We start from the raw sequence: 15,571 nt of genomic DNA on the forward strand, positions 1-15,571 counted from the left end.
AGGGATGCCACTCTTCCAACGTTCCGTGCGGCTCGGCCGAAAAGGCGGGGCTGTCACTTGCCTGACGTGCCACGGCCCCCACCCGGTCAGGTTGCGGGAGCCCCACAATGCCCCGTTTTGCGCTGTCAGTCGACAGGGCCAGCGTTAAATCTCGGCTAACTCAATCGGACGACCTGGCCGGGCGGCAGAACCACCCGGCCAGGCGCCCCGATCACTCGGCAGCGATGTCGGAACCTTCCAACTTCGTCACTTCCTGACGCAGCGTCCGGCCCTTCGCATTGCCCGTTGCCACCTGGCGCAGACGGTTCATGACGCTGCCGGTGCCCGCCGGGATGAGACGTCCGACGATGACGTTCTCCTTCAGGCCCTGCAGTTGATCCATCTTGCCCGCCGTCGCCGCTTCGGTCAGCACGCGCGTCGTCTCCTGGAAGGAGGCGGCGCTGATGAAGCTGTGCGTCTGCAGGCTGGCCTTGGTGATGCCCTGGAGAACGGGCATGGCAACCGCCACCCGTTCGCCAGCATTCATGCGCTTGTCGTTCTCCAACTCGAACTCGGCGCGGTCCACCTGCTCGCCGACGAGGAAGGTCGTATCGCCCGGGTCGGTGATCTCGACCTTCTGCAGCATCTGGCGAACGATCACCTCGATGTGCTTGTCGTTGATCTTCACGCCCTGCAGTCGATAGACGTCCTGGATCTCGTTGACGAGGTAGTCGGACAGCGCCTCGACGCCCAGCACGCGCAGGATGTCGTGCGGCACGCGCGGACCATCGACCAGCGGGTCGCCCAGGCGCACGAAGTCACCTTCCTGCACCGAAACGTGCTTGCCCTTCGGCACCAGATACTCGGTCTCTTCGCCGGTCTCGTCGTTCTTCACGATGATACGGCGCTTCGCCTTGTAGTCCTTGCCGAATTCCACGCGCCCGTCGATTTCCGCGATGATCGCGTGGTCCTTCGGACGCCGCGCCTCGAAGAGTTCGGCGACGCGCGGCAGACCGCCGGTGATGTCACGCGTCTTCGAGCCTTCGCGCGGAATGCGCGCCACCACGTCACCCGCCGCGACCGTCGCCCCATTCTCGACGGAGAGAATGCTGTCCGGCGAGAGGAAGTAGCGCGCCTCGGAACCATTGGCGAACTTCACCACCTCGCCCTTCGCATCCTTCAGCAGGAGGCGCGGACGGAGATCGACCGCCTTCGAGGCCTGCTTGTAGTCAACGATGACCTTGGAGGTGAGGCCGGTCACTTCGTCCATCCGCTCGACCAGCGTCACACCCTCGAGCACGTCGGCGAATTCGATGACGCCGGCCCGCTCGGTGATGATCGGCAGGGTGTACGGATCCCACTCGGCGAGCTTCTGCCCACGAGTGACGGCCGCGCCGTCATCCGTCAGCAGGCGCGCACCATAGGGCACGCGGAAGCGTGCGCGCTCACGGCCGTTGGTGTCGGCCAGCACGATTTCGCAGTTGCGGCTCATCACCACCGGCACGCCGGCGGAGTTGACGACGACGTTGCGGTTGCGGATCTGCACCGTGCCGTCATGGCTCGCTTCCACGCTCGACTGTTCGGCGCCACGCTGCGCCGCGCCACCAATGTGGAAGGTGCGCATGGTGAGCTGCGTGCCCGGCTCGCCGATGGACTGGGCGGCGATGACGCCGACCGCTTCACCGGCATTGACCGGGGTGCCGCGGGCGAGGTCACGGCCATAGCAATGGCCGCAGCAGCCGACAGGCGCTTCGCAGGTCAAGACCGACCGGATCTTCACTGCTTCCACGCCGGACTTCTCGATCAGCTCGGCTTCCGCCTCCTCGATCAGCGTGTTGTTGGCAACCAGCAGCTTGCCCGAGGCCGGGTCCAGCACGTCTTCCGCCGCGGTGCGGCCGAGGATGCGCTCGGAGAGCGAGGAGACGACCTCGCCGCCATCCATGACGGCGCGGACGGTCAGCCCCTTCTCGGTACCGCAATCTTCCTGGACGATGATGCTGTCCTGCGCCACGTCCACCAGACGGCGGGTGAGATAGCCCGAGTTCGCGGTCTTCAACGCCGTGTCCGCGAGGCCCTTGCGGGCGCCGTGGGTCGAGTTGAAGTATTCGAGAACCGAGAGGCCCTCCTTGAAGTTCGCGATGATCGGCTGCTCGATGATCTCGCCCGAGGGCTTGGCCATCAGGCCGCGCATGCCGGCGAGCTGACGCATCTGCGCCGGCGACCCACGCGCACCGGAATGGCTCATCATCCAGACCGAATTGGTCGCCTTGCCGGCTTCCTGCTTCGAGATCTCCTTCATCATCGCCGCGGCGACGTTGTCCGTGCAACGCGACCAGGCGTCGACCACCTTGTTGTAGCGCTCGCCGGCGGTGATCAGACCATCCTGATACTGCTGCTCGAATTCCTTCACCTCGGCCTGCGTCTTGGCGATCAGCTCGCTCTTCTCGGCCGGAATGATCAGGTCATCCTTGCCGAAGGAGAGGCCGGCCTTGGCCGCATTGGAGAAGCCGAGACCCATCAGGCGGTCGGCGAAGATCACGCACTCCTTCTGGCCGCAATGGCGATAGACGGCGTCGATGACGTCCGAGACGTTCTTCTTCGTCAGCTGCTTGTTGATCAGCGCGAAGGGGACGCTCGGATGCAGCGGCAGGATCTGGCCGATGAGCAGACGACCCGGGGTGGTGACGACGATCTTGCTGACGACCTCGCCCGAGGCTTCCTTCACCTTGATGCGCGCGCGGATCTTGTCGTGCATCTTGATGCGCTTGGCGGCCAACGCATGCTCCAGCTCGCCGATCTGCCCGAAGGCCGGCGCGTCCTTTTCGTCGGTCGCGCGGAATTCCGGCGTCTCCAGCGAGAGGTAGTAGAGGCCGAGCACGATGTCCTGGCTCGGCACGATGATCGGCTTGCCGTTGGCCGGGCTCAGGATGTTGTTGGTCGACATCATGAGCACGCGCGCTTCGAGCTGCGCTTCGATGGAAAGCGGCACGTGCACCGCCATCTGGTCACCATCGAAATCCGCGTTGAAGGCAGTGCAGACGAGCGGATGCAGCTGGATCGCCTTGCCCTCGATCAGCACCGGCTCGAAGGCCTGGATGCCAAGGCGGTGCAGCGTCGGCGCGCGGTTGAGCATGACCGGGTGCTCGCGGATCACCTCTTCGAGGATGTCCCAAACCTCCGGACGCTCCTTCTCCACCATGCGCTTGGCCGCCTTGATGGTGGTGGCGTGGCCGTATTTCTCGAGCTTCGCGTAGATGAAGGGCTTGAACAGCTCGAGCGCCATCTTCTTCGGCAGGCCGCACTGGTGTAGCTTCAGCTCGGGACCCACGACGATGACCGAACGACCGGAATAGTCGACGCGCTTGCCGAGCAGGTTCTGGCGGAAGCGGCCCTGCTTGCCCTTCAGCATGTCGGAGAGCGACTTCAGCGGGCGCTTGTTCGCGCCCGTGATGGCGCGGCCGCGGCGGCCGTTGTCAAACAGCGCGTCGACCGATTCCTGCAGCATGCGCTTTTCGTTGCGCACGATGATGTCCGGCGCGCGCAGTTCGATCAGCCGCTTGAGGCGGTTGTTGCGGTTGATGACGCGACGATAGAGGTCGTTCAGATCCGAGGTCGCGAAGCGGCCACCGTCGAGCGGCACCAGCGGGCGCAGTTCGGGCGGAATGACCGGCACGACGTCCAGGATCATCCAGGCCGGCTGCGAGCCGGATTCGGCGAAAGCTTCGACCAGCTTGAGGCGCTTGACGAGTTTCTTGCGCTTGGCTTCCGAAGTCGTCGCCTTCAGCTCCACGCGCATGCGCGTCTTCTCGGCGTCGAGATCGATGTTGGCAAGGATCTGCTTCACCGCTTCCGCACCGATGCCGGCGCGGAACCCGTCCTCGCCGAACTCGTCCTGCTTCGCCATCAGCTGATCTTCCGTCAGCATCTGGTGCAGCTTGAGGTCGGTCAGACCCGGCTCGAGCACCACGTAGTTCTCGAAATAGAGAACCTTCTCGAGATCCTTCAGCGTCATGTCGACCATCAGGCCGATGCGCGACGGCAGGGACTTGAGGAACCAAATATGGGCAACGGGCGAAGCGAGCTCGATATGGCCCATGCGCTCGCGCCGGACCTTGGCGAGCGTCACTTCGACGCCGCACTTCTCGCAGATGATGCCGCGGAACTTCATGCGCTTGTACTTGCCGCACAGGCACTCGTAGTCCTTGATCGGCCCGAAGATACGGGCACAGAACAGGCCGTCCCGCTCCGGCTTGAAGGTACGGTAGTTGATCGTCTCCGGCTTCTTGATCTCGCCGTAGGACCAGCTGCGCACCTGCTCGGGCGAGGCGATCTTGATCTGGATCTGGTCGAAGGTCATCGGCTGACCGGTCTGACCCAGGATTTTCATAAGCTCGTTCATGCGGGCTTCACCTTCAAACCCCGTTCCTCTGGCCGAAGCCGCCGAGGCGTTGGGGATTCATCGAACGCATTCTATTCGTCGGACCGGAGCTGCCGGGGGCGCCAGCCCCCGGCCATCCCGATCATGCCGGCTGATTGTCGAGATCGACGTTCAGGCCGAGCGACTTCAGTTCCTTCACCAGCACGTTGAAGCTTTCGGGAATGCCCGCTTCGAAGTTGTCCTGCTCGCGCACGATGGCTTCGTAGACCTTGGTGCGGCCCGACACGTCGTCGGACTTCACCGTCAGCATCTCCTGCAGCGTATAGGCGGCGCCGTAGGCCTCCAGCGCCCAGACCTCCATTTCACCGAAGCGCTGGCCACCAAACTGTGCCTTGCCACCCAGCGGCTGCTGGGTCACGAGGCTATAGGGGCCGATCGACCGCGCATGGATCTTGTCGTCGACCAGGTGGTGCAGCTTCAGCATGTAGATGTAGCCCACCGTCACCTTGCGCTCGAAGGGCTCGCCGGTGCGGCCATCGGTCAGCGTCACCTGGCCGGACGTATCGAGCCCTGCCTTGGACAGCATGCCTTCGATATCGTCCATGCGCGCGCCGTCGAAGACCGGCGTCGCGATGGGGATACCCTTCTTCAGGTTCTGGCCGAGTTCGACCAGCTCCTGCTGCGACATATTGGCGATGACGTCGCGGTAGACCTTCTCGCCGTAGATGTCGCGCAGTTTCTCGTGCAGTTCCTGCTGCGCCTGGCCGGTGCGGCGATACTCTTCGACCAGCTCGCCGACCTCGCGGCCGAGGGCCGCACAGGCCCAACCGAGATGGGTCTCGAGAATCTGCCCCACGTTCATGCGGCTCGGCACGCCCAGCGGGTTGAGCACGAGATCGACATGCGTGCCGTCTTCGAGGAAGGGCATGTCCTCGATCGGTGTCACACGTGAAACAACGCCCTTGTTGCCGTGGCGGCCGGCCATCTTGTCGCCCGGCTGCAGCTTGCGCTTCACCGCGACGAAGACCTTGACCATCTTCATGACGCCCGGCAGCAGCTCGTCACCGCGCTGCAGCTTGTCGACCTTGTTCTCGAAGCGCTGCTGGAGACGCGCGACCGAGGCATCGAACTCGCGCTTGATCAGCTCGATCTCCGCCATCACCGCATCGTCCTGCACACCCATGTGGCGCATCGCGCCACGCGGATGCTCGGCCAGCACCTCCTCGGTGATCTCGGTGCCCGCCTTGATGCCCTTGAAGCCGCCCGAAGCCTTCTGCCCCAGCAGCTGCTCCTTGAGGCGGTTGAGGAAGGACCGCTCCTGGATTGCCTTCTCGTCGTCGCGGTCCTTGGCCAGACGCTCGATCTCGGCACGTTCGATCGCCATCGAGCGCTCGTCCTTGTCCACGCCACGACGGCTGAAGACGCGAACGTCGACGATGGTGCCGGAGACGCCGGGCGGCAGACGCAGCGAGGTGTCGCGCACGTCGGATGCCTTTTCGCCGAAGATCGCGCGCAGCAGCTTCTCTTCCGGCGTCATCGGGCTCTCGCCCTTCGGCGTCACCTTGCCGACGAGGATGTCGCCGGGATGCACTTCGGCCCCGACATAGACGATGCCGGCTTCGTCGAGGTTGCGCAGCGCTTCCTCACCCACGTTCGGAATGTCGCGGGTGATTTCCTCCTGGCCGAGCTTGGTGTCACGCGCCATGACCTCGAACTCTTCGATATGGATCGAGGTGAAGACGTCGTCGCGCGCGATACGCTCGGATATGAGGATGGAGTCCTCGAAGTTGTAGCCATTCCAGGGCATGAAGGCGACGAGGACGTTGCGGCCGAGGGCCAGTTCGCCGAGCTCGGTGGACGGACCGTCGGCGATGATGTCCCCGGCCTGCACGCGGTCACCCACGCGCACCAGCGGCCGCTGGTTGATGCAGGTCGACTGGTTGGAGCGCATGAACTTGCGCAGGCGGTAGATGTCGACGCCACCCGTGCCGCCCTCGCCGGAAGAGGCGCGGACCACGATACGGGCGCCGTCGATCTGGTCGATGATACCGCCACGGCGGGCCACGATCGTCGCACCGGAATCCCGGGCGACGGCCGCTTCCATGCCGGTGCCGACGAGCGGCGCATCGGCGCGGATCAGCGGCACGGCCTGACGCTGCATGTTCGAGCCCATGAGCGCGCGGTTCGCGTCGTCGTTCTCGAGGAAGGGAATGAGCGCAGCCGCGACCGAGACGAGCTGGCGCGGAGAGACGTCAACCGCCGTCACCTGATCCGGCGGCACCAGGCGGAAATCGCCCTGCTGACGGACGGAGACGAGCTCTTCCGAGAAGCGGTTGCCATCCAGCGGCACGTCCGCCTGGGCGACGACCAGCTTTTCCTCTTCCATCGCGGAAAGATACTTCCAGCCGTCCTTCACCTCGCCGTTCTCGACCAGGCGATAGGGCGTCTCGATGAAGCCGTATTTGTTCACCTTGGCATAGGTCGCGAGCGAGTTGATGAGGCCGATGTTCGGGCCTTCCGGCGTTTCGATCGGGCAGATGCGGCCGTAATGCGTCGGATGCACGTCGCGCACCTCGAAGCCGGCACGCTCACGGGTCAGACCGCCCGGCCCAAGCGCCGAGAGGCGGCGCTTATGCGTCACTTCGGAGAGCGGGTTGGTCTGGTCCATGAACTGGCTCAGCTGCGAGGAGCCGAAGAATTCACGCACGGCGGCAGCCGCCGGCTTCGCATTGATCAGGTCGTGCGGCATCACCGTGTCGATGTCGACCGAGCCCATGCGCTCGCGGATGGCGCGCTCCATGCGCAGCAGGCCGACGCGATACTGGTTCTCCATCAGCTCGCCGACCGACCGCACGCGGCGATTGCCGAGATTGTCGATGTCGTCGATCGAGCCGCGGCCGTCCTTGAGCTCGCAGAGGATCTGCACGGTCCGGAGGATGTCTTCCTTGCGCAGCACACGCACCGTGTCCTCGGCATGGACACCGAGACGCATGTTCATCTTCACGCGGCCGACGGCAGAAAGATCGTAACGGTCGGCATCGAAGAAGAGCCCGCGGAACAGCGCCTCCGCCGTCTCGCTGGTCGGCGGCTCGCCCGGACGCATGACGCGATAGATGTCGATCAGCGCGTCGTCACGGCTGGTGTTCTTGTCGACCGCCAGGGTGTTGCGGATCCAGGGGCCCTTGGCCTGGTCGATAGCGAGCGTCGGCAGCTCGGTGATGCCGGCCTCCTCCAGCGCCGTCAGGCGGGCCTCGGTCAGCTCTTCCCCGGCCTCGACATAGATCTCGCCCGTGTTCTCGTTCACGAGGTCGACCGCCATGAAGCGGCCGATCAGGTCGAGGCGGGTGGCGAGGACCGTCTTGGTCTTCTCGGCGATGCGGCGGGTGAGACGCGCCGTCATCTTCTCTTCGGGCTTGGCCACGATCTCGCCGGTCTCGGCATCGACGAGGTTCTCGAAGAGCTTCATGCCGCGGAAGGCTTCCGGCTCGAACGGCCGCGCCCAGCCTTTCGGCGTCTGGGTGAAGGTCACCGTGCCGTAGAAGCTGCCGAGAATTTCTTCCGGGTCCATGCCACGGATTTCACTGATATCGACGGTCTCGCCCTTCGCGGCACGGGCCTCGCGCAGCTTGCCCGTCGCCTCGCTGTCGAGGGCATAGAGCAGCGTCGTCACTGGCAGCTTACGCTTGCGGTCGATGCGGACGTAGACGAGGTCCTTGCTGTCGAACTCGAAATCGAGCCAGGAGCCGCGATAGGGGATGACGCGCGCGGTAAAAAGGAACTTGCCGCTGGAATGCGTCTTTCCCTTGTCGTGGTCGAAGAACACGCCGGGGGAGCGGTGCATCTGGGAGACGATGACGCGCTCGGTGCCGTTGATCACGAAGGTGCCGTTGTCGGTCATGAGCGGCAGGTCGCCCATGTAGACCGGCTGTTCCTTGATGTCGCGGATGGAGCGGGCGCCGGTATCCTCGTCTAGATCCCATACGATCAGACGCAGGACGACCTTGAGAGGCGCAGCGAAGGTCATGCCGCGCTGGATGCACTCCTCGACGTCGTATTTCGGCTCTTCCAGCTCGTAATAGACGAATTCAAGCCGGCCGCGGCCGGCGAAGTCGTCAATGGGGAAGACCGACTTGAAAACTTCCTGAAGGCCCGTCTGCGTCCGGCTGTCGGGCGCCACGTTCATCTGCAAAAAGGCCTCGTAGCTGGCCCTCTGCACGTCGATCAGGTTCGGCATCGGCGCCACTTCCGGGATGCGACCGAAGCTCTTGCGAATGCGCTTCCGCCCGGTGAAGGATTGGTTCGAGCCACCTGAAATAGCGTTCATCGCTTGCCCTTAGCCCTCGATTTCATACCCAGCCGGAACAATGCCGGCCGGCCTGCACTGTGATCGGCGCCTCTGGGGAGGGCCGGCCAAGTCTTCGATCCCGCTTCGCGTCCTTCCACGCCCCGGAAGGCGCCGGCGAAGCTCAGCCCCGATCCGGAGGGACCCCCAGGACCGTTCTACAATCATCAGACGCCGTGTGGCGCCCCGGCGAGGACAACTCTTCCCCGCAACCAAGGAAAGGGTGGAGACCAAGCCGGTCCCCACCCCATCTTAGCGCGCAATATCCATTCCGGCGCGAAGGCCGGAATGGTCGAAATCACTTGATCTCGACAGCGGCACCGTTCTCCTCGAGAAGCTTCTTGATCTTCTCGGCTTCGTCCTTGTTCACGCCTTCCTTCAGCGGCTTCGGCGCGCCCTCGACGAGGTCCTTCGCTTCCTTCAGGCCGAGGCCGGTAATGGCGCGAACTTCCTTAATGACGTTGATCTTCTTGTCACCGGCCTTGGCCAGGATGACGGTGAATTCAGTCTGCTCTTCGACCGGAGCGGCAGCGGCGGCCGGGCCGGCAGCGGCGGCAACCGCCACCGGAGCAGCGGCGGAAACGCCCCACTTTTCTTCGAGGAGCTTCGAAAGCTCAGCGGCTTCCAGGACGGTGAGGCTCGAAAGCTCTTCCACCAGGCGGGAAAGGTCAGCCATTGTCAAATTCCTATATAAAAACTCTGATCGGTTCGATGCAAGCCCGAACGGCATTACATCTTGGAAAGATCGGCACGTCCTGACGCGTCAGGCCGCCTCGTCCTTCCTGGCATAGGCCCCGAAGACCCGCGCGAGGTTGCCGGCCGGCGCCTGGACGACGCCCGCGATCCGCGTGGCAGGGGTCTGAATCATCCCCACCAGCTTGGCGCGCAGCGCATCGAGCGACGGCAGTTCGGCGAGCGCCTTCACGCCAGACGCATCGAGCGACTGGGTGCCGAGCGCGCCGCCGACGACGACGAACTTCTCGTTGGTCTTGGCGAACTCAACAGCAACCTTCGCCGCCGCCACGGGGTCCTTGGACCACGCGAGCGCGGTCGGGCCCTTCAGCAGGGGCTTGATGCTGTCGAATCGGGTCCCTTCCAGGGCGAGGTTGGCCAGACGGTTCTTAGCGACCTTGAAGGTCACCCCTTCGGCCCGCATCTTGCGCCGCAGATCCGTCACTTCGGCGACCGTCAACCCGTCATTCCGGGTCACGACCACCATCGACGTCTCTGCGAACACCGCTGCGAGCGAAGCGACGAACTCCCGCTTCTCCGTACGGTCCACAGTAAACTCCGCCACAAGGCGCCGGACCGGGTGGTCCGCCGCCGGGTTTCCCATGAACATCTGCAAGACGCATGCCCTGCCGATGCCCGGTTCGCCTGTCCTTTTCAGCCGGAACCGCCAAAGTTCGGGATCGCGCCCGAAGGCTTGATCCACGATCGCTGGCTTCCCCGTCTTCCAGTCGCCGGCGTGCTCGCCGAATTAAGAGCCGGCCCGTGCCGGTCGCGTCTGGTCTTGGACAGGTTCGGAGAGGTCCCCCCCTCCTGCGCATCCGCAGGCCGAGGCCCGCGGATGAATTCCTTCATGCGATCCGGCGCGCGACGGCGGATGCCGTGCGCGCCGCCCGGATCACTCGGCCGCAGCCGCCGCCGCGAGGGTCGAGACGTCGATCCGCACGCCCGGGCCCTGGCTGGAGCTGAGCGCCGCCTTCTGCAGGTAGGTGCCCTTCGCGCCAGACGGCTTCGCCTTCTGCACCGCATCGGTCAGGGCGCGGATGTTCTCCACCAGCTTCTCGGCGTCGAAGCTCGCCTTGCCGACACCGGCATGAATGATGCCGGCCTTCTCGGCGCGGAACTCAACCTGACCGGCCTTGGCGGCGGTGATCGCGCCCTTCACGTCCATCGTCACGGTGCCGAGCTTCGGGTTCGGCATCAGGCCGCGCGGGCCGAGGATCTTACCCAGGCGGCCGACGAGGGCCATCATATCCGGGGTCGCGATGCAGCGGTCGAAAGCGATCTCGCCGGCCTGCACCTTCTCGGCCAGGTCTTCGGCGCCCACCACGTCGGCACCAGCCGCCAGAGCTTCCTCGGCCTTGGGACCGCGCGCGAAGACGCCGACGCGCAGCGTCTTGCCGGTGCCGTTCGGCAGGCCGATGAGGCCGCGGACCATCTGGTCGGCATGGCGCGGATCGATGCCGAGATTCATCGAGAACTCGATCGTCTCGTCAAACTTCGCGCGGGCATTGCCCTTCACGATCTGCACGGCTTCGGCGAGGGAATAGGTCTTGTTGCGGTCGAAGGCAGCGTAGGCGGCCGTCAGGCGCTTGTTCTTGGCCATGGGATCAGCCCTCCACCACCGAGAGGCCCATCGAGCGGGCCGAACCAACCAGCATGCGCACGGCGCCGTCGACGTCGTTCGCGTTCATGTGGATCATCTTCTGAGCGGCGATCTCGCGCAGCTGCGACATGGTCACCTTGCCGACCGTCGCGCCCTTGCCCGTGGTCGTCGAACCCTTCTTGATGTTCGCGGCCTTCATGAGGAAGTAGGTGTTGGGCGGGGTCTTGGTGATGAAGGTGAAGGTGCGGTCCGCGAAGGCCGTGATCACCACGGGAACCGGCATGCCGGGCTCCATGCCCTGCGTCGCCGCGTTGAATTCCTTGCAGAACTGCATAATGTTAAGGCCGCGCTGACCGAGGGCGGGGCCCACCGGCGGAGACGGATTGGCCTTGCCGGCCGGAATCTGCAACTTGACGTAGCCGACGATCTTTTTCGCCATGACCCTCGTTCCTGGTTGAACGCGAACAAGGACCGCGGTTCATCCGAGCCCGGTTGTCCGGTCTCTCCCGCGTTCCGATGGAGGCGGGGCAGATAGCGGATCGCCTGGGCTGAGTCCAGCGTTCCCGAAGGCGCGGCGGCGCCCATCTGCCATGCGGCGCTACAGGTAGTTTGCGGCGAAGTCCTCGACGAGGCCGCGAATCGCCGCAGGCTCCGTCTGTTCCATCACGCGCCGGGCGAGGCGCGCGCAATCGGCGCTGGAAATGCCGCGCACCACAAGCTTCACCTTCGGCACTGCGCTCGCATTCATGCTCAGTGCGCGCAGGCCAAGGCCGAGGAGCAGCGGCGTCAGCTTGGGGTTCGCCGCCATCTCGCCGCAGACCGAGACGGGCTTGCGCAAACGCAGGCTCGCCTCCACCGTGAACTGGATCAGCCGCAGAAGCCCAGGATGCAGCGGGTCGTAGAGCGCCGCCACCTCCGCATCGCCGCGGTCGGCCGCCAAGGCATACATGGTGAGATCGTTGGTGCCGATGGCGAAAAAGTCGGCCTCGAGCGCCAAGGCATCGGCCGACAGCGCCGCGGCCGGCGTTTCGATCATGATGCCGAGCGGCGGCATCCGGGCGGGCATCTCCTCCCCGCGGCGTTTCAGCCGCCGGGCGACCTTCTGCAGCAGCTCCCGGGTCGCCCGCACCTCCTCGACCGAGGTGACCATGGGCAGCAGGACATTGACGGGCCCGCGCCGGCTGGCGCGCAGGATAGCGGCGAGCTGCGTCTCCAGCAGATCGGGATGGCGCAGCAGCATGCGGATGCCCCGCAAGCCGAGCGCCGGATTGACGCCGGAAATGCCGCCGACGATCCCGCGCGCCTGCAGCGCGTCGATTTCCTTCTCCCCGCCCCAGTCGAGCACCCGGATGGTCACGGGGTCGCCTTCCATCGCTTCGACGGCGGTGCCGTAGACCTCGGTCTGCTCTTCCTCGTCGGGCAGCGCCTCCCGGTTCATGAACAGGAATTCGCTGCGGAAGAGGCCAATGCCTTCTGCGCCGGCCTGGGCGATCAGCGGCAATTCCAGCGGCACTTCGAGATTGGCGAGCAGTTCCACCGCCTGGCCGTCCGTCGTCTCCGCGGGAAGGCGGCGAAGCTGGGCGAGCTTCTGGCGCTCGCGCGCGAAGGCCGCGGAGGAACGGCGGGCGGCAGCCAGCGTCGCCGCTGCCGGATGGGCGGTGACGGTGCCGCTGCCCCCGTCGAGAACCAGAAGATCGCCGCTCGCAATGCCCTCGGTGACACCGGGCGCGCCGAGAACCGCAGGAATGCCCAGCGCCCGCAGCATGACGGCAGTGTGGCCGTCCGTGCCGCCCTCCTCGGTGACGACCCCGGCGAGCCGCGCCGGACTCAGGAGGGCCGCATCCGCGGGGCGAAGATTCTCCATCACCAGGATGGTGCCCTGGGCCAGCTTCGCGAAGCTCTGGAAGGGCGTTTCAGTGAGATTGCGGACGATGCGCCGACCAATCTCGCGGACCTCGTCCGCCCGGCGGCGGAGACCTGCGCGGTCCCGGTCCGGCATCGCGAGCATCGCCGCGGCCAGAGCCTCAGCCTCCTCATGCACCGCGGTTTCGGCCGAGGCGAGGCTCTCGATCCGGCGCCGCACCCCCCGCAGCAGGCGCGACGGACCAATCATCTGCAAATAGGCGTCGAGCAGGGGTTCGAGTTCCGCCTGCCCCTCGTCCGGCAGGAGCGCGAGCTGAGCCCGCAGCTTGGCGAGCTGCCGGCGGGACTTGGTGAGCGCGACGTCGAGCCGCGCAAGTTCGGCTTCCACCGCCTCGGGCGCGATGCTGACGGGGGAGAAGGCTGGCGTCCGGTCCTCGAAGAGATAGGCGGGACCGACGGCAATGCCCGCCCCGATGGGCAGGCCCTTGAAATGGCGTTCGGCCGGTGCCGGCGGAACGGGCAGCGCCTTCGCCTTGGCCGCGCGCGGCTTGGCCGCCTTGGGCTCAGTCTTCCTCATGGAAGCCCGCCTCGATCAGCGAGGCGACCGCATCCATGGCTTCCTTGGCGTCCCAACCCTCGGCCGAGACGGTAACCTTCGAGCCTTGGCCCGCCCCCAGCATCATCAGGCCCATGATCGAGCGGGCGGAGACCGCCTGCCCGTCCTTCGCCACCGAAATCTCGGCGCCGAAATGCTCGGCGGTGGTGACCAGCTTGGCGGCGGCCCGCGCATGCAGGCCGCGCTTGTTGACGATGAGCAGATGGCGCGTCAGCGCGCCGGCAGCCGGTTCCATCCCGAGGCTCACCCGCAGCCGCGCACGCCGGCGAGAACCTGAGACGCGCAGGCGATGTATTTGCGTCCGGCTTCCTGCGCGCAGGACACCGCGCTCTGCAGGTTCTGCTGGCCACGCACCTTGGCGAGTTTCACGAGCATCGGCAGGTTGACGCCGGCGATGACCTCGACATCCTTGGAATCCATCAGGGAAATCGCGAGGTTGCTGGGCGTGCCGCCAAACATGTCGGTGAGCAGCACCACCCCGTCCCCAGTGTCGACACGGTCAATGGACCGCTGAATGTCGCGCCGCCGGTCTTCCATGTTGTCCTCGGGGCCGATGCACACCGTCTCCACCCCGCGCTGGGGCCCCACGACGTGCTCCATAGCCGATCGCAACTCTTCGGCGAGATGGCCGTGAGTAACGAGCACTAGACCGATCATGATGAGTTCAGCGGCCCCCCATGGCCTTGACGCGCTTCAGGCTGCTGCCGGGCCGGAAAGGCCCTTTTCGCGCTCGCGTTCCAATTCGCGATGCACGACCAGCGGCTGCCATCCTGCTTGCCGTAATATCTCAGCCAAAGTTTCGATCAGAAAAACGGAGCGGTGTCGCCCCCCTGAACATCCGATCGCGACGGTCACATATTTTTTACCTTCCTGCACGAATCGCGGCAGCAAAAGCAAGACCATCGAACGAATGGCGTCCTGGAAAGCAGCGCAATCCGGATCCTTGGCGATATATGCGCAAACTTCCGGATCTAATCCAGTGCGAGGCCTCAGCGTCTGGTCATAGTGAGGATTGCGCAGGAAGCGGGCATCGAAGACGAGATCAGCCTCGGCGGGTAGGCCTGCGCGATAGGCAAAAGAGACCAGCGTCAGGGACAGACCCTCTTCCGCCGAGAGTCCGAAGCGCTTGCCGATGGTCTGGCGCAGCGTCGGCAAGGGCAGGGTTGAGGTATCCAGCACGAGATCGGCAGCGGCGAGCAGCGGGCCGGTCAAGGCCCGCTCGGCGGCGATCCCGTCCCGCACCTGGCCCTGGGGCGCCAGCGGATGGCGCCGCCGCGTCTCGGTGTAGCGGCGCAGCAGCACGGCATCCTCGGCCGTTGCGAAGACGAATTCGGCGTCCAGCCCGGTTTCGACCTTGAGGCGGGCGATCGCCTCCAGCACCGCCTGGGCGGCAAAGCCGCGCGTGCGGGCATCGATGCCGATGGCGAGCGCCCGGTCGGTGCGGGACAGCAGCTCGTCCAGCAGGGAGAAGGGCGGATTGTCCACCGTCTCATAGCCGAGGTCTTCGAGCGTATGGAGGATCGAGGATTTCCCCGCGCCGGAGAGACCGGTGACGAGCACCACCCGACGTTCCGCCCCGTGGCTCATGCGAAGGCGCCTGCGTGCTGAGGCACGCGACCGCAGACCGCCTGGAAGGCAAGATCGACGGCCTGCGCTGCGGAAGCCGGTCGGGGATCGAGGGCGATCAGCGGCAGGTCGAGCGTCTCGTCCCGCCGCGGGCTCGGCAAGCGCGGCACGGGGCCTTGCACGAGCTGGGTGACCAGCACAGGCCGGGCGCGGTCGAGGAAAGGCAGGCGCATGATGCCGAGACCGCGGATTTCGAGGAGGCCGGCGAGCACGGCCGGGGCGCGCGCCCAGCCCTCGGCATCGAGCTCCACCTGATCATCGGCGACCAGCGCGAAGCCGCGGTCGAGCAAGCGCAGCAACAGGTCGGACTTGCCCACGCCGGGGGCGCCGGTGAGGAGAAGTCCGAGATCGTCTCGCGCGGCGCAGCTCGCATGCATCAGCATCGCCACCGAGAATGGGCCAAGCCTGCCTGCGAAGGAAGCGCGATTTCGG

11 protein-coding genes are annotated in these 15,571 nt (G+C 65.6%); all 11 read right to left on the reverse strand.

The genetic code is table 11. The features are described 5' to 3' along the window. Nucleotides 1-211 precede the first annotated feature (211 nt). The 11 genes from rpoC to ACYQ6W_RS08100 all read right to left on the reverse strand — a co-directional run bounded on the left by rpoC (nucleotide 212) and on the right by ACYQ6W_RS08100 (nucleotide 15,516). The gene (rpoC, locus tag ACYQ6W_RS08050) at nucleotides 212-4,378 is read right to left on the reverse strand and encodes a DNA-directed RNA polymerase subunit beta' (protein WP_459674643.1); all 4,167 of its coding nucleotides are present in this window, start codon (nucleotides 4,376-4,378) and stop codon (nucleotides 212-214) included. A gap of 121 nt (nucleotides 4,379-4,499) precedes the next feature. Next, nucleotides 4,500-8,681, reverse strand: coding sequence for a DNA-directed RNA polymerase subunit beta (rpoB, locus tag ACYQ6W_RS08055; RefSeq protein ID WP_459674644.1), 4,182 nt, complete (start codon nucleotides 8,679-8,681; stop codon nucleotides 4,500-4,502). 316 nt (nucleotides 8,682-8,997) lie between these two features. Further along, entirely contained in the window at nucleotides 8,998-9,375 is a 378-nt protein-coding gene (gene rplL / locus ACYQ6W_RS08060; RefSeq protein WP_459674830.1) for a 50S ribosomal protein L7/L12, read from the reverse strand. A gap of 87 nt (nucleotides 9,376-9,462) precedes the next feature. Continuing rightward, entirely contained in the window at nucleotides 9,463-9,981 is a 519-nt protein-coding gene (gene rplJ / locus ACYQ6W_RS08065) for a 50S ribosomal protein L10 (RefSeq protein WP_459674831.1), read from the reverse strand. A gap of 345 nt (nucleotides 9,982-10,326) precedes the next feature. Continuing rightward, nucleotides 10,327-11,034: a 50S ribosomal protein L1 gene (gene rplA, locus ACYQ6W_RS08070; protein ID WP_459674645.1), complete on the reverse strand. Its 708-nt coding sequence runs from the start codon at nucleotides 11,032-11,034 to the stop codon at nucleotides 10,327-10,329. Nucleotides 11,035-11,038: 4 nt separating this feature from the next. Next, entirely contained in the window at nucleotides 11,039-11,473 is a 435-nt protein-coding gene (rplK, locus tag ACYQ6W_RS08075) for a 50S ribosomal protein L11 (protein WP_459674646.1), read from the reverse strand. A gap of 159 nt (nucleotides 11,474-11,632) precedes the next feature. Next, a complete protein-coding gene (gene ptsP, locus ACYQ6W_RS08080; protein ID WP_459674647.1) occupies nucleotides 11,633-13,474 on the reverse strand; it encodes a phosphoenolpyruvate--protein phosphotransferase in 1,842 nt (613 codons plus the stop codon). Further along, nucleotides 13,461-13,748 (reverse strand): HPr family phosphocarrier protein, encoded by a 288-nt coding sequence (locus tag ACYQ6W_RS08085; RefSeq protein ID WP_459674648.1) that lies wholly within the window; start codon nucleotides 13,746-13,748, stop codon nucleotides 13,461-13,463. Before ACYQ6W_RS08085 ends, ptsP begins: the two co-directional genes overlap by 14 nt. An 8-nt stretch (nucleotides 13,749-13,756) precedes the next feature. Next, on the reverse strand, nucleotides 13,757-14,170 hold the full coding sequence (locus tag ACYQ6W_RS08090) for a PTS sugar transporter subunit IIA (protein ID WP_459674649.1): 414 nt from the start codon (nucleotides 14,168-14,170) through the stop codon (nucleotides 13,757-13,759). Nucleotides 14,171-14,206: 36 nt separating this feature from the next. After that, the gene (gene rapZ, locus ACYQ6W_RS08095) at nucleotides 14,207-15,100 is read right to left on the reverse strand and encodes an RNase adapter RapZ (RefSeq protein WP_459674650.1); all 894 of its coding nucleotides are present in this window, start codon (nucleotides 15,098-15,100) and stop codon (nucleotides 14,207-14,209) included. After that, nucleotides 15,097-15,516, reverse strand: coding sequence for an HPr kinase/phosphorylase (locus ACYQ6W_RS08100; RefSeq protein ID WP_459674651.1), 420 nt, complete (start codon nucleotides 15,514-15,516; stop codon nucleotides 15,097-15,099). Before ACYQ6W_RS08100 ends, rapZ begins: the two co-directional genes overlap by 4 nt. Nucleotides 15,517-15,571 lie beyond the last annotated feature (55 nt).

It is taken from the genome of Acidisoma sp. 7E03, from assembly GCF_054665075.1.

Coding starts and splice junctions, on each gene's coding strand:
- rpoC (WP_459674643.1), bottom strand. CDS start 4,378: ATGAACGAGCTTATGAAAATCCTGGGTCAGACCGGTCAGCCGATGACC.
- rpoB (WP_459674644.1), bottom strand. CDS start 8,681: ATGAACGCTATTTCAGGTGGCTCGAACCAATCCTTCACCGGGCGGAAG.
- rplL (WP_459674830.1), bottom strand. CDS start 9,375: ATGGCTGACCTTTCCCGCCTGGTGGAAGAGCTTTCGAGCCTCACCGTC.
- rplA (WP_459674645.1), bottom strand. CDS start 11,034: ATGGCCAAGAACAAGCGCCTGACGGCCGCCTACGCTGCCTTCGACCGC.
- rplK (WP_459674646.1), bottom strand. CDS start 11,473: ATGGCGAAAAAGATCGTCGGCTACGTCAAGTTGCAGATTCCGGCCGGC.
- ptsP (WP_459674647.1), bottom strand. CDS start 13,474: ATGAGGAAGACTGAGCCCAAGGCGGCCAAGCCGCGCGCGGCCAAGGCG.
- ACYQ6W_RS08085 (WP_459674648.1), bottom strand. CDS start 13,748: ATGGAACCGGCTGCCGGCGCGCTGACGCGCCATCTGCTCATCGTCAAC.
- ACYQ6W_RS08090 (WP_459674649.1), bottom strand. CDS start 14,170: ATGATCGGTCTAGTGCTCGTTACTCACGGCCATCTCGCCGAAGAGTTG.
- rapZ (WP_459674650.1), bottom strand. CDS start 15,100: ATGAGCCACGGGGCGGAACGTCGGGTGGTGCTCGTCACCGGTCTCTCC.
- ACYQ6W_RS08100 (WP_459674651.1), bottom strand. CDS start 15,516: ATGCATGCGAGCTGCGCCGCGCGAGACGATCTCGGACTTCTCCTCACC.